The sequence below is a fragment of the Lentzea alba genome (assembly GCF_011067745.1).
In the GTDB taxonomy this organism is placed as follows: Bacteria; Actinomycetota; Actinomycetes; order Mycobacteriales; family Pseudonocardiaceae; genus Lentzea; species Lentzea alba.
Genome location: NZ_JAAMPJ010000003.1, coordinates 394,593 through 408,881 on the forward strand (window position 1 = coordinate 394,593; position 14,289 = coordinate 408,881).

Here is a 14,289-nt window from a genome sequence, read left to right on the forward strand (position 1 = left end):
TCTTCAGTGGCAGGCTGATCTCGTAGGGATCAACACTGGGGGAGTACCGCCGCCATGGAACTGTCGCGTCGTGAACTGCTGACTCGCACCGGTCAGGCCGCTGCCGTCGCCACCGCCGCGTCCACGCTGACGATCGGTGCCGCGCAGGCCGAATCCGGCGGCGGCGCGGGTGTGAAGTTGACGCAGGGCACCAACATCTCGGTGGCGCGGTCGCGGGACGGCAAGTGGCTGGCGATCGACCTCGTCACGGCGATCTGGGTGTTGCCGGCCGCGGGTGGTGAGGCGCGGAAGCTCACCGATGAGTTGCAGGACGCCACCTTGCCGTCGTTCGGGCCGGGCAACGAGATCGCGTTCCAGTCCTATCGAGACGGCAACTACCACCTGTACGTGACGGGGCTCGACGGCGGTACGCCGAGGCAGCTCACGAGCGGGAAGTTCGACCACCGCGAGCCCGCGTTCTCGCCGGACGGCACGAAGATCGCGTTCGTCAGCGACCGGGCCGGGAGTTACGGCGTGCACGTGCTGGACGTGAAGTCCGGTGCGATCACCCAGCTCACCGGGGTGCCGGACGAGGCCGCGGCACCGCAGTGGTCCGCTGACGGCACGCGGATCATCTTCACCGTCGGCAACGCGGCGGTCGACGTGGTGTCGTTGGACGGCAAGCGCGAGCGGCTGGTCACGGCTCCGGCGGGGATGCAGCTGTTCGGGGCCGCGTTCGGGCCCGGTGACCAGCCCAGCTACACGCAGATGCGACCTGGTCAGGCCGAGCTGATGCTGGGTACCACGGCGGTCGTCACCGGGCAGGACGTGTTCGGGTTCGCGCCGATCTGGGACGGCGACAGCGTTCTCTACACCGCTGACGGCAAGATTCAGCTGCGCGCCAACGGGTCCACAAAGGACATCCCGTTCGTGGCGACGGTTCCGGTGCGCACGACGCGGCGGCCGCACCGCACGAAGAACCTCGCGGGCGGCGTGGTCAAGGGCATCGCGAGCCCGGTCGTGTCGCCGGACGGCAAGAAGATCGCCTTCCGGGCGCTGAACGCCATCTACCTGCTGGACGACGGCAGGACCAGGAAGCTGACCACCGGCAAGTACTTCGACTCCGATCCGGACTTCTCGCCGGACGGCACGAAGCTGATCTACGCCAGCGACCGCACCGGTGTCGCCCAGTTGCGGGTCCGCGACCTGAACACCGGTGACGACAAGGTGTTCGCGCTGGCACCGCACGCGCAGCTCATGCCGCGGTACTCACCGGACGGCACCAGGGTTGCTTACCTCGACCAGGACGGCCAGCTGTGGATCGCGGACCAGCAGGGTCGCCGGCAGGTCACGCCGACCCTGTTCCAGCCGGGCCGGCCGACGTGGTCGAAGGACGGGAACACGGTCGCGCTCGCGGCGGTGAAGCCGTTCTCGCGCCGGTTCCGCGAGGGCACCAGCCAGATCCTGAGCGTCGACCTGATCAGCGGTGAGCTCAAGTACACCGAGCCGATGCCGTTCCGCTCGATCGCGACGCGTGGCGACGACGGCCCGGTGTGGTCGCCGGACGGCAAGCACATCGCGTTCGTCGTGGAGAGCGTCGCGTGGGTCGTTCCGGTCGACGCCAAGGGGAACTTCCTCGGCGAACCGCGGCAGGTCACCCGCGAGTTCACCGACTCACTGGCCTGGCAGGGCAACAACGCGCTGGTGTACCTGAACAACGGCCGCTTGCGCAGGTCTGCACTGGACGGACGTCCGACGACGATCCGGCACGACCTGAGCTGGCGCCGGCCGAAGGCACCTGACCGCAAGGTGATCCACGTCGGCGCCTACTGGGACGGCGAGGCGCACGAGCTCAAGAAGAACGTCGACATCGTCGTGGAGAACGGCGCGGTCAAGGAGATCCGTCCGCACCACGGTCGCGCCGACGTAGACGCGTCGAGCCTCACTGCCATCCCCGGTCTCATCGACGCCCATAACCACTGGCACCTGCGCGGCCGCCAGTGGGGCGCGCGGCAGGGCCTGGTGTGGCTGGCTTACGGCGTCACGACGGTCCGTTCACCTGGCGACCCGGTCTACCAGATGATCGAGACCCGTGAGGCCCTGGCCGCCGGAGCTCTGGTCGGACCACGGTTCTACGCCACCGGTGAGGCCGTCGACGGCTCGCGCGTCTACTACAACTTCATGCGCCCGACGCTCACCAGGGCACAGCTCGACCTGGAACTGCGCCGCGCACACGAGCTCGACTACGACATGATCAAGACCTACGTGCGCCTGCCGGTCGATCTGCAGCGTGCGGCCGTGCAACGGTCACAGGTTCCGCTGTCGTCGCACTACCTGTATCCGGCGGCCAACATCGGCATGGACGGCATGGAGCACGTCGGTGCCACCAACCGTCTCGGCTACTCGCACACCATCACGCGCCAGGGCCGTGCGTACCAGGACGTCGTAGCGCTGTTCGCCAGTTCCGGCATGTCGATGACGCCCACGCTGTTCCAGTCGCGTGCCTTGTACGACAAGGACAAGTCGCTCGCCACCGATGAACGCACCCGTGTGCTGTACCCGCCGTGGGAGTACGAGCGGAACCTGGCCGACGCCAACAACCAGGGCACTCCGGCGGGTACGTGGTCCCGCGCGATCTTGCAAGGCTGGGTGGAGTTCGCGCTGAAGGTCCACCGCGGTGGCGGTTTCGTCATCTGCGGTACCGACGCACCGCTGGACAGCCCTGCTGTCGCCACGCACATGAACCTGCGCGCACTGGTCGAATACGGCTTCACCCCACGGGAAGCGCTGATCACCGCGACCCGCAACCCGGCGAAGTGGCTGGGCCTGCCGCTCGGCACGATCAAGCCGGGTGTGCCGGCGGACATCGCGTTCGTCGAGGGCGATCCACTGACGGACATCAAGGCGGCCGCGAACGTCAAGCAGGTCATGGTCGGCGGGCAGTTGCACCGGGTCGCGGACCTGCTGGAGCCGTACCGGGGCGAGCAACCGACGTTCGGCGCATTCGCCGCGGACCTGCCCGCGTTGCCTTCAGCGGTGAACAAGCACTGGTGGCACGAACCGGAGTGGGCGGAGCGCGTCTGCTGCGACCACTAGCGCCGCAGGTCCGGCCGGAACGCGAAGGCCAGTTCCTGGAGCAGCCAGCCGAAGCGGTAACCGCGCTGGCGCTCCGCGTCGGTCATCCGGTGCCGCCCTGGGCCGTTGAGCGACCAGCTCGCCCGGCGTGCCAGCGTCGACCACTCGCGCACGTGTTGCCCCAGCTCGCTTTCCGGGGTGACGAAGACGGGTTCGCCTTGCTCGGCCGTCGCCAGTGCGTCGGCCAGGCCGGGCGTATTCGCCAGGTCCAGCTCAGCGATGATCTCCTCGGCGGTGCGCTCGGAGGGAGAACCGGAGGGGCGGGCGCGGCTGAACCAGTGGTCGAAGTGCATGCTGGGCAACGGCGCGACGAGCTGTTCGAACGTCGGTGAGACGCCGGTGATCAGCTCGGCCAGCCGCAGCGCGCGGCTGAAGCGGTGGTCGCCGTCGCTCTCCTCGTCGTTTTCCTCGTCGTCGCTCTCCTCGTCGTCAGGGTCGAATCCGACTTCCCGCATCAGGTCGAGCAGCCGGCCGTTGTCCGCGCCGTAGTGCACGGGCGGGTAGTCCACGTTGAAGCCACCGACGAGCGTGCCGTCCACGGCGTGGTCGAAGCTCGCTGACGCGTAGTCGTGCCGGACCAGGGAAACGGCCTCGGTGCCCTGCGACAGCGCGGTGGTCAGCATCCCCAGCCAGAACCCGGTCGGCTGCACCAGCGCCGTCCAGTCGCCGAGTGCCAGCGCGGACACCACCTCCGGATAGCCGTCGTCGTAGTTGTGCAGCGCGCTGATCTGTTCCGGCGTGCGTTCCGCCAGGGTGTCCGGCAGTCCGCCGACGCGACGCATGGCGTCGAGCGGGGCGAGGTCGCGGACGAACGCGAGTGTGAAGATCTCGCCCAGGAAGCGCTCTGCACCCGGATAGGCGTCAGCCCAGGAATGGTCGTGCGGCATGTGATCCCCCAGATCAGTCTGATGGACACGACCCTACTTCCAGCCTTCAGAATGGCGGCGGGTCGCCGAGCACTGGTTCCGGTTCGCGGTGGTAGGTCTTTCCGGCTGGGCTGCGGAAGCAGAACCTTCCAGGTGATGGCTGGCTGACTTGCCAGGCCGTGCGGTGCTTGACCCGGTGATGCCTGCGGCAGAACGCACCGAGGTTGCCCGCCGAAGTGGTACCCAGCGGGAACGGGACCGTGTGGTCGAGGTCGGTGTGGTGGGCCTGGCGGGTGCAGCCCGGAAACCTGCACGTGCGGTCGCGAGTCCAGACGAACCTGCGTAGCGCGGCGGGCGGGCGATAGGTGGAGGTGCCGAACTCCAGTGCTTCACCGGTCGTGGGATCGGTGAGCAGACGGCGCCAAGTGGAGTCCCCAGCCAGCTCACGAGCCAGGTCGGCGGTGATTGGCCCATACCCGGCCAGTTCGCCGGGCTGCTCGGACAATCCCATCAGCGTGGCCGCGGAAACGGCGACGTACAGCTCGACCTTGACTGCACTGGTCTTGTCGGGCGTGGCGAGGATCAGGTCGGCGACGACGTCAGCGCGGACCTGGTCGAGGGTCCGGGGATCGGTCGGGGTCTTGCTCTGACGGGCAATGGCATCGACACGCGCGTAGCACGCGGTGGCGAGATGCGCGGGCAGATAGGCCCAGAACCGGGCCATGTCCTCCTCCAGGGCGTCGATCCCGGTGCACCGCTGCTTCTTGCGCTCCTCAGCGCGTTCCTTGTGCCCCTCGGGATCCACCCGCATCACCACCCGGTTGGTGAACTGCCGCATCTGCGCACCGGTCTGTTCCGGGGCCTTGGCCAGCACCCGCTCCTCGACCTGGGCGGCGAGGTCGGCGGACAGCGGCACGGTCTTGTCGTGCAGGACCCGGGCCTTGTACAGATCGATCTCGCCCTTCTCCAAGGCGTCCAACGTGTTCGGCAGCTTGGAGGCGAGGTCGAGAGCCAAAGCGATCTGGTCGGTGGTCCACCGTGACGTCCAGCGCATGGCGGCCGCGATCTCGGCGTCGAAGAACTCCTTCCCTTCACACGCAATCGCGTAGTCGGCGAGCACACGCAACGACTGCGCCTGATGATAGGCAATTTCTCTCTCGTGATAAGCCAGAGCATCGAGAACCTCGACCGATTCCATACCCCAATTCTATTCTTGATCAAAAACAAAAATGACCAAAACCCACCACCTGATAAGGTGAACCCGCAGCTCAGGCATGCCACCGTATAGCTCGTACGTCTTTTCTCTCTCTATGACACGCAACCACTAGCAACCACCTACGCACCCGCACGCGTAAAACGCAAATGAACCACGCCCCGCAACCGCCTACGAAACAACACCACAGAAATTCGTTCCGGCACACGCCCGACGAAGGAGGGCATGTGCCGGGTCGCCGCAGGCGAAACGGCATAAATGATCTGCGCACACACCAGCGAACATGACACGCTCGTGCCATGACAACCTTCGCGACCCCAGAAGACATCGCCAACCGCACCAACGCGGCCAAGGAAGCCGCAGTAGCAGCAGGTCGCGAACTGGGCCTGGAGATCACGGAGGGCAAGGTCCTCTACGAACTCTTCTCCGTGGTGGTGCACCTGGCCCCGTCCCCGGTGGTGGCCCGCATCCCGACCGTCCTACCGCACACGACCACTCTCGAAGACCTGGCCAAACGCCAGCAACAAGAACTCGACGTGGCCCAATGGCTGCACGACCAGGGCACCCCGGTGATCCCGCCAAGCCCCCTGGTAGAACGCAAACCCGTCCAGAAGGACGGCTTCTCGATCACCTTCTGGCCGTTCACCGATGAGGACAAGTCCAAAGAACCGGACTACGTGAAGAACTCCGAACTGACCGCCGACCTCCACAAGGCGCTTCAGAACTACCCCGGCGAGCTGGACTTCCTGTCCTCAGCGGAACCGAGGTTCGTCAAGGAAGCCCTGGACAGGCTGGAAGCCCACCCCGAGATCGTCGCCCCAACGGACCTGGCCAGGGCCAAGCAGGAATGGCAAGTCCTGGAACCGCTGGTCAGCGACGAAGAGGCGTTCAGCAAGGCGTTCCCGGGCATCGAACTGCAGCCAGTCCACGGCGACTCGCCGCCGGCGAACATCTTCGCGAGCACCAACGGTCCGTTGTTCTCCGACTTCGAGCTCATCACCAAGGGCCCGATCGAGTGGGACCTGGGCGGCCTCGGCCTGGAGCACGAAGCCGCCTACAACCGTGGCGCCACCAAGAACGGCCTGCGCCCGATCGACAAGGACGTCCTCAGGTTCGTCAACTCGGTGGGCGCGCTCCGGGTGATGGCGTACCTGTCGTGCGCGGACCAGTTGCCCGCCATGGTCGAGTTCATGCAGCCGTTCATCAACCAGTGGCGGGACACCGAGTCCTACGCGTGAGCGGCCGCCCGATCTCCAAGCCAGGACACGACTTCCTCGGCGGGCAACGGCTCGCTGAGGAAGTACCCCTGGACCACGTCGCACCCGGCCTCGGCCAGAGCCGTCCAGGTGTCCTGGTCCTCCACGCCCTCGGCCACGGCCTGCAGCCCGAAGTTGCGGGCCAACGCCACGAGGGCGTGCACGATCGCGCTGTCGCCCGCGTCGGTGCACATGTGCGTGACGAACGAACGGTCGAGCTTCATCTCGTGCACCCGCATGCTGCGCAGGTAGGAGATCGACGAGTATCCGGTGCCGAAGTCGTCGATCGAGAGCCGCACGCCGAGCTCGGTCAGGCCGCGCAACACTTCGACCGCGCGGTCCGGGTCGGAGATGATCGCTGATTCGGTGATCTCCAGCGTCAGCAACCGCGCCGGCAGGCCGTGGCGCTTGATCAGGTCGGCCACGTCGCCCGGGAACTCGGTGTGGTGCAGGCAGGCCGCGCCGACGTTGACCGACACCGGCACCTCCCAGCCCGCGTCGGACCACGCCCGGCACTGCCTCAGCGCGGCGTCGATGACGTAGCGGGTCAGCGGCTCGATGAGGCCGTTCTCCTCGGCGATCGGGATGAACTCGTCGGGCCGCACGAGCCCGCGCGTCGGATGCTGCCAGCGGGCCAGGGCCTCGACGCCGCACACCGCGCCCGTGTTGGCCAGCGCCTTGGGCTGGTAGTGCAGGAAGAGCTCGCCGCGGTCGATCGCGTGCCGCAGTTCGGTCACCGCCGTCAGGTGTGCGGCGCCGCGCTCGTGCAGGCGTGCGTCGTACACGGCCACACCGGACTTCTCGCGCTTGGCCGCGTACATGGCGATGTCCGCGTGCCGCAGCAGTTCGTGGCCGTCACCCGAGTCGGACGGGCACAGCGCGACGCCGACGCTGCCCGCTATCTCGAGTTCCAGACCCTCCAGCGTGACCGGCATGGCCAGCGCGGACAGGATCTTGTCGGCGACCATCGAGGCGTTCTCGGCGGAACCGACACCGGGCAGCAGCACGGCGAACTCGTCGCCGCCCAGACGCGCCACCAGGTCCGTGTCACGGACGGCCCACGACAGGCGGTTGGCCACCTGGCGCAGCAGCAAGTCGCCGGTGTGGTGCCCGAGCGAGTCGTTGACCTCCTTGAACCTGTCCAGGTCCACGATCAGCAACGCCAGCGGCTCGTCCTTCTTGCGCGCCTTGTCGACGGCCTGTTCCATCCGGCGCGCGAGCAGCGTCCGGTTGGCCAGACCCGTCAGGGCGTCGTGGTGCGCCTCGTGCTCGTTCTTGGCGGCCTGGCGCAGGATCTTGCGGCGGTAGCCCAGCAGGACCATGCCGAACAGGCCCACCAGGAACGCGTCCAGCACGAACGCCACGATCTGGGCGACCCGCAGCCGCGTGTTCTTCTCGTCGGCCGCGTGCAGGTACTCGGTGGTGTCGAGCCGCTGGGCGCCGATCGTCGAGGAGATGGTGCGGCGCAACGACGAATGCGCGAGCTCAGCCTGATCGGCCTGCAACGGGTCCTCGCCGGCGATGACCTTGCGCAGCATGTCCGTGGACTGGTCGTAGAGCGGCAACAGCCGGGACGCGACCGCCACGTCGTTCGGCAGGCCTTGTGTGTGCAGCCACTCCAGCTCCGTGCGCGCGGAACCGACCGAGTTCTCCAACGGCTGGATGGTTTGCTCTGTGCGTGCGACCTGGATGTCGCGTAAGGCGTTGTCGGCGACGTTGATGTGCTCCAGCACGCGGCTCCACCGCTCGCTGGAGTTGTTGAGCGCCCGGACGTGCGCGGTCGTCGCCTGCGCGCTGACGCTGCTCCACAGCGCCAGACCCGCGAGGGCGAGCAGCCCGGCCGTCAGCCCCGCCGTCGCCACCCGTGCGGTGGCGCGGCCTTCCCAAAAGCTCACCGTGCCTGCTCCACCGTGCTTGCTCCGCCCCAAAAGCTCACCGTGACCGCTCCAAGGGTCGCACCCAACTCAAGAGATTCCCGCCGGGTGTGGCTCATCTCGCTTGCTCCAGCGGACGTACCGAGCCTGCCGGGTTGCCGACGAACTTGCGGCGTTCTCTGCTGGCTGTGGCTCATCTCGCTTGCTCCAGCGGACGTACCCAGCCTGCCGGGTTGCCGACGAACTTGTCGATCTGCTGCTGGAAGAAGTCCTTGCGCGCCTTCTCCGACTCCTGCCGGTGCAGGATCTGCTCGAGGTTCGCGGTGGTCACCGTCAGCCCCGGCGTCTCGACCCAGCCCTCGGGCAGCGCCACCCCACCTGTCGCGTGCCGGGCGAGCAGCCAGCCCGCCACGGCGCCCTTGAGGTAGTGCTCGGGCGAGATCGTCGCCACCACGGCGCCGTCCCGCACCGCCTGCAACATTCTCGGGTCGACCCCGAAACCGCCCACCAGCCACTTCGCTGACCTCTCGGTCTTCAGCGCGGCGAGGTTGACCCCGTCGCAGTCGCCCGTACCAACGAACGCCAGCGCGTCCGGGTTCGCTGCCACCAGCCTTCGCCACGCGTCACGATTCGCTTCGTCGTCACGTTGCGTGTCGAATGGCCCCAGCACCAACACCCCCGGTAGCTTTTCCGCGAATCGACCCCGGATCCCGTCGGCCCGGTCGTCGAACCCGGCGAGTCCCGGTGCGGTGTTTCCCAACACCACTGTTCCGGTCGCGTCCGGAGGCAATCGGCGCATCAACTCGTCAGCCAGCTTTTCGCCGAGTTCGTAGTTGTCGTTACCGATGTGAAGTTTCACCCCGGAACTCGCGGTGAGTCGCATGTCCACGCCGAGGACCGCGACGTGCCTGCTCAACGCCTCACCGATCGACGGCGCCATCAGTGCCGGTTCGGACGTGGCCACGGCGATTCCGCCAATCGCGGCCGTCGTCAAATCCCGGAACAACGCGACTTCCTTGTGCCCGTCCTGACCGGGCGGGCCCGTGACCGTCGCGCTGACACCACCGATGCGACCGACGCCTTCGTGGAACCCGCTGGTCATCTCCTGTGCGAAGGATCCACCCGTGCGCTTGACCACGAAACCGACGTGCGGTAACGCTTCCGACTTCGCGGCGCCTCCGCATCCGGATAACAGCACCAGGCCCAGCACCAGCGCCGCAGCTCGCATGGCGGCCGATGCTACATCGCTTGGTGCCAATCGGGATAACGCCTGCCGTGTTCACAAGAGAACCGGGAAGCGCTTTCACGTTGCGTAATCGTCAGGACGGTTCGTAACCGAGGTTCGGGCGCAGCCACTGTTCGACTTCGGCCAGCGGCTTGCCGTATCGGCGCGCGTAGTCCACGACCTGGTCGCGACCCAACCGGCCCACCGTGAAGTACTTCGCCTCCGGATGCTGGAAGATCAGGCCGCTCACGCTCGCCGCCGGGTTCATCGCGAACGACTCCGTGAGACCGACGCCGATTTCCTCCGCCCCGAGGAGATCGAACAGTTCCCGCTTCACGGTGTGGTCGGGGCAGGCCGGGTAACCGAGCGCGGGCCGGATGCCGCGGAACTTCTCGGCGTGCAGGTCAGCGAGTTCCGGCTGGGCGTCCGGCTCGAACCAGTCACGGCGGGCCCGCAGGTGGATCCACTCCGCGAACGCCTCCGCGAGCCGGTCCGCCAGCGCCTTCACCATGATGGCGCGGTAGTCGTCGTGCTTGGCCTCGTACTTCGCGGCCAGTTCGTCGGCACCGAGGATCGTCACGGCGAAACCACCGATGTGGTCGCCTTCGGGAGCCACGTAGTCCGACAGGCACCGGTTCGGGCGTGACAACGGCTTCTGGGTCTGCTGGCGCAGCATCGGGATCAGCGTGCCGTTTTCCAACTGGATGTCGTCGCCGACCGAATGGGCCGGCCAGTAGCCGTAGACGCCCTTTGCCTCGAACGACTCATCGGTGATGATTTCGTCGAGCAACGCGGTCGCGTCGTCGTAGAGTTCACGCGCCACCGGCTGGTCGAGGATCGCCGGGAACTTGCCTTTGAGCTCCCAGGCGAGGAACAGGAACGTCCAGTCGATGAACTCGCGCAGTTCACTCAGCGACGGCGTCATCGTGCGGGTGCCGGTGAACGCCGGCGTCGGCAATTCGGAGAAATCGACCTTCTCCCGATTCGCCTGCGCAGCCTCGAGCTTCAGCAGAGGCACCGACTTGCGGTTTTCGTGCTGCTCCCGCAACCGTGCCTGCTCAGCGCGGTTCGCGAGGTTCAGCTCGTGGGCGCGCCGGTCGTCCAGCAGGTCCGACACCACGCCGACGACCCGGGACGCGTCCAGGACGTGCACCACCGGTTCGTCGTAGACCGGTGCGATCTTCACGGCCGTGTGCTGGCGGGAGGTGGTGGCGCCGCCGATCAGCAACGGCAGCTTCATGCCGCGCCGCTGCATCTCCTCGGCGACCGAGACCATCTCGTCCAGCGACGGTGTGATCAGCCCGGACAGGCCGACGACGTCGGCGTGCTCGCGGATCGCGGTGTCGAGGATCTGCGCGGCCGGGACCATCACGCCGAGGTCGATCACCTCGTAGTTGTTGCAGCCCAGCACCACGCCGACGATGTTCTTGCCGATGTCGTGGACGTCGCCCTTGACCGTGGCGAGCACGACCTTGCCGTTGCCGCCGGCGGTCGACTTCGGCTCGTTCGCCATGAACGGCTCCAGGTACGCGACCGCGCGCTTCATCACGCGAGCGCTCTTCACCACCTGGGGCAGGAACATCTTGCCCGCGCCGAACAGGTCGCCGACGACCTTCATGCCGTCCATCAACGGGCCCTCGATGACGTCGAGGGGACGCGGCAGGGCAAGGCGGGCCTCCTCGGTGTCCTCCTCGATGAAGTCGACGACGCCGTGCAGGATCGCGTGTTCCAGGCGCTTGCCGACCGGGGCCTCGCGCCAGGTCAGGTCCACGACGCGCTTCTTGCCGGGGCCCTTGACGGTCTCGGCGTGCGTGACGAGCCGGTCGGTGGCGTCCTCGCGGCGGTCGAAGATGACGTCCTCGACCAGTTCGAGCAGGTCGGCGGGAATGTCTTGGTAGACCACGAGCTGGCCCGCGTTGACGATGCCCATGTCGAGGCCCGCGCGGACGGCGTGGAACAGGAACGCGGAGTGCATCGCCTCGCGGACGACGTCGTTGCCGCGGAAGGAGAACGACAGGTTCGAGATGCCGCCGCTGGTGCGGGCCCCCGGACATCGCTGCTTGATCAGCGGTAGGGCGTCGATGAACGCCTTGGCGTACCCGTTGTGCTCCTCGATGCCGGTCGCGACCGCGAGCACGTTCGGGTCGAAGATGATGTCCTCGGCAGGGAACCCGATTCGCTGCGTGAGCAGGTCGTACGCGCGGGCGCAGATCTCGACCTTGCGTTCGGTCGTGTCGGCCTGACCCTGTTCGTCGAACGCCATCACGACGACGCCGGCGCCGTGGTCGCGGATCGTGCGGGCCTGTTCGAGGAACGGGCCCTCGCCCTCCTTGAGGCTGATCGAGTTGACCACGCCCTTGCCCTGCACGCAGCGCAGACCGGCCTGCAGCACGCCCCAGCGGGAGCTGTCGATCATCACCGGGATGCGGGCGATCTCCGGCTCGGTCGCGATCAGGTTCAGGAACGTCGTCATCGCCTGCTCGCCGTCGAGCAGGTCGGCGTCCATGTTGACGTCCAGCAGGTTCGCGCCGCCGCGGACCTGGTCCAGTGCCACGGCCAGCGCCGCCTGGTGGTCGTCGGCCTCGATCAGCCGGCGGAACTTCGCCGAGCCGGTGACGTTGGTGCGCTCGCCGATCATCACGAACCCGGTGTCCTGGCCGATCTCGAACGTCTCCAGGCCGCTGAACCTGGTGCTGTTGCGGGGTTCGACGACCTCGCGGGGCTCGGTGTCCCGGACGCTGTCCGCGATGGCCTTGATGTGCGCGGGCGTGGTGCCGCAGCAGCCGCCGACGACGTTCACGATGCCGTTGCCCGCGAAGTCCTTCAGCAGTGCGGCGGTCTCGTCCGGTGTCTGGTCGTAGCCGCCGAACGCGTTGGGCAGACCGGCGTTGGGGTGGCAGGCGACGTAGGTGTCCGCGAGCCGGGCCAGATCGGAGACGTGCGGGCGCATCTCCTCGGCGCCCAGCGAGCAGTTCACGCCCACGACCAGCGGTTTCGCGTGCGCGATCGAGTCCCAGAACGCCTCGACCGTCTGGCCAGACAGGGTCCGGCCGGACAGGTCGACGATCGTCACCGAGATCCACAGCGGCAGGTCGGGCGCCACCTCGCGGGCCGCGGCGATGGCGGCCTTGCAGTTGAGGGTGTCGAAGATCGTCTCGATCAGCAGCAGGTCGACGCCGCCTTCGTGCAGCGCCGCGATCTGCTCCGCGTAGGACGCCTTGACCTGCTCGAACGTGACGGCGCGGAACGCCGGGTCCTCGACCTTGGGGGACAGGCTGAGCGTGACGTTGAGCGGGCCGACCGACCCGGCGACGAACCGCCCGCCGAACTCGTCGGCGGCCTGGCGAGCGAGCCGGGCGCCCGCGACGTTCATCTCGCGCACTCGGTCTTCGAGCCCGTAGTCGGCCTGGCCGATCGACGTGGCGGTGAAGGTGTTGGTGGTGGTGATGTCCGCGCCCGCCGCGAGGTACTGCCGGTGCACGTCGAGCACCAGATCGGGACGCGTGAGGTTGAGCAGGTCCGGGTCGCCCGCGACGTCGGGGCGGTGGTCGCCGAACTCGGTGCCGTAGTAGTCGGCGGGGTGCAGACCCGCCTGCTGGAACATCGTGCCCCAGGCGCCGTCGAGGACCGCGATCCGCTGGTTCAGCAGGGACTTCAGACCACTCACGCGCGCTCCCGAAAAGTCGGAAGCGCCCTTGTTCCGTGGTGGTGCGAAGCCGAGCGTGGCAGGCGATCATGGCCTGTTGCAGCGCTTCTCGGCTTCGCCGCCCAGGCTACCAAGACCGACCATGGACCAGGAAGCGGTCTCACTCCTTAGGATGGCCGCTGTGACTGGAGAACGCGCGTTGGTCCTGGGTGGCGGTGGTGTCACCGGAATCGCTTGGGAGACAGGGATTCTGCACGGACTCGCGGAAGCGGGTGCCGACCTGACGGAGGCGGACCTGTTCGTGGGGACGTCGGCCGGGTCCGTGGTGGCCACGCAGTTGGCGGGCGGTGTGCCGCTCGCCGACCTCTACGCGTCCCAGCTGGTGCCGCCCGACGGGGAGATCCCGGCGCGGCTGACCGCGTGGATGGTGATGAGGTACGCGCTGTCGTACGTGATGCCGGGGACGTCCGCGCAGAAGCGGGCCCGGCTGGGACGCGCGGCGTTGAAGGCCCGCACGCCGTCCGAGGCGGATCGGCTCGCGGTGTTCGCCTCTCGACTGTCCATTCAGGACTGGCCGGAGAGGGCGCTGAAGGTGACCGCGGTGGACACCGCCGACGGGAAGTTCGTGGCGTTCGACCGGGACAGCGGGGTGCCGCTGGTGAAGGCGGTCGCGTCGAGCTGCGCGGTGCCGCTGGTGTGGCCGCCCGTCACGATCGACGGCCGCCGGTACATGGACGGCGGCATGCGGTCGGTGGCCAACGCGGATCTCGCGGCCGGGTACTCACGGGTCGTGGTCGTGGCGCCGTTGACCCGGTCGATCAGCCCGGCCGGGACTCCCGCGGGTCAGCTCGCCCGGCTCGGGGTGCCGTCGATCGTGGTGAGCCCGGACAAGGCCGCGCTGGCGGCGATCGGGTCCAACCTGCTGGACCCGGCCCGGCGCAAGCCCGCGGCGGAGGCCGGCCGGGTGCAGGCCGCGTCGGTGGCAGAGGCGGTCCGTGAAGTCTGGAACTGATCGAACGCGCAATAACTGGTCCGTACCTCTTGTCGTAGGCCGCTGACCTGCATATTGTCGCCCGACTCGCATTGACAGCTTTG

General features: G+C 67.7%; 8 protein-coding genes and 1 riboswitch. Of the genes, 3 read left to right on the top strand and 5 right to left on the bottom strand.

The window, feature by feature from the left end; genetic code table 11:
- Window positions 1–54 precede the first annotated feature (54 nt).
- Window positions 55–3,075 carry an amidohydrolase family protein gene (locus G7043_RS14295; RefSeq protein ID WP_166046089.1) on the top strand — a complete coding sequence of 1,007 codons (3,021 nt, stop codon included), beginning with the start codon at window positions 55–57 and terminating at the stop codon, window positions 3,073–3,075.
- On the opposite strand, the gene G7043_RS14300 is transcribed toward G7043_RS14295, so the two are convergent.
- A complete protein-coding gene (locus G7043_RS14300; RefSeq protein ID WP_166046090.1) occupies window positions 3,072–4,001 on the bottom strand; it encodes a DUF6461 domain-containing protein in 930 nt (309 codons plus the stop codon). The two genes, G7043_RS14295 and G7043_RS14300, sit on opposite strands and share 4 nt — an antisense overlap.
- 46 nt (window positions 4,002–4,047) lie before the next feature.
- Complete coding sequence (locus G7043_RS14305; RefSeq protein ID WP_166046091.1) at window positions 4,048–5,178, bottom strand: HNH endonuclease signature motif containing protein; 1,131 nt, start codon at window positions 5,176–5,178, stop codon at window positions 4,048–4,050.
- Between the two features lie 314 nt (window positions 5,179–5,492).
- Here G7043_RS14305 and G7043_RS14310 point away from each other — a divergent pair, with 314 nt between their 5' ends.
- Window positions 5,493–6,431 carry a phosphotransferase gene (locus G7043_RS14310; RefSeq protein WP_166046092.1) on the top strand — a complete coding sequence of 313 codons (939 nt, stop codon included), beginning with the start codon at window positions 5,493–5,495 and terminating at the stop codon, window positions 6,429–6,431.
- Here the strand turns inward: G7043_RS14310 and G7043_RS14315 are convergent.
- The 3 genes from G7043_RS14315 to metH form a co-directional block, all read right to left on the bottom strand.
- Window positions 6,422–8,344, bottom strand: coding sequence for a putative bifunctional diguanylate cyclase/phosphodiesterase (locus G7043_RS14315; protein WP_166046093.1), 1,923 nt, complete (start codon window positions 8,342–8,344; stop codon window positions 6,422–6,424). The genes G7043_RS14310 and G7043_RS14315 overlap by 10 nt on opposite strands.
- Window positions 8,345–8,516: 172 nt before the next feature.
- A complete protein-coding gene (locus G7043_RS14320) occupies window positions 8,517–9,551 on the bottom strand; it encodes a sugar ABC transporter substrate-binding protein (RefSeq protein WP_166046094.1) in 1,035 nt (344 codons plus the stop codon).
- 91 nt (window positions 9,552–9,642) lie between these two features.
- A complete protein-coding gene (gene metH / locus G7043_RS14325; RefSeq protein WP_166046095.1) occupies window positions 9,643–13,215 on the bottom strand; it encodes a methionine synthase in 3,573 nt (1,190 codons plus the stop codon).
- A 13-nt stretch (window positions 13,216–13,228) separates the two neighbouring features.
- A riboswitch (S-adenosyl-L-homocysteine riboswitch) is annotated at window positions 13,229–13,311 on the bottom strand.
- A 64-nt stretch (window positions 13,312–13,375) separates the two neighbouring features.
- Between metH and G7043_RS14330 the strand changes: the two genes are divergently transcribed.
- Window positions 13,376–14,206: a patatin-like phospholipase family protein gene (locus G7043_RS14330; protein ID WP_313887874.1), complete on the top strand. Its 831-nt coding sequence runs from the start codon at window positions 13,376–13,378 to the stop codon at window positions 14,204–14,206.
- Window positions 14,207–14,289 lie beyond the last annotated feature (83 nt).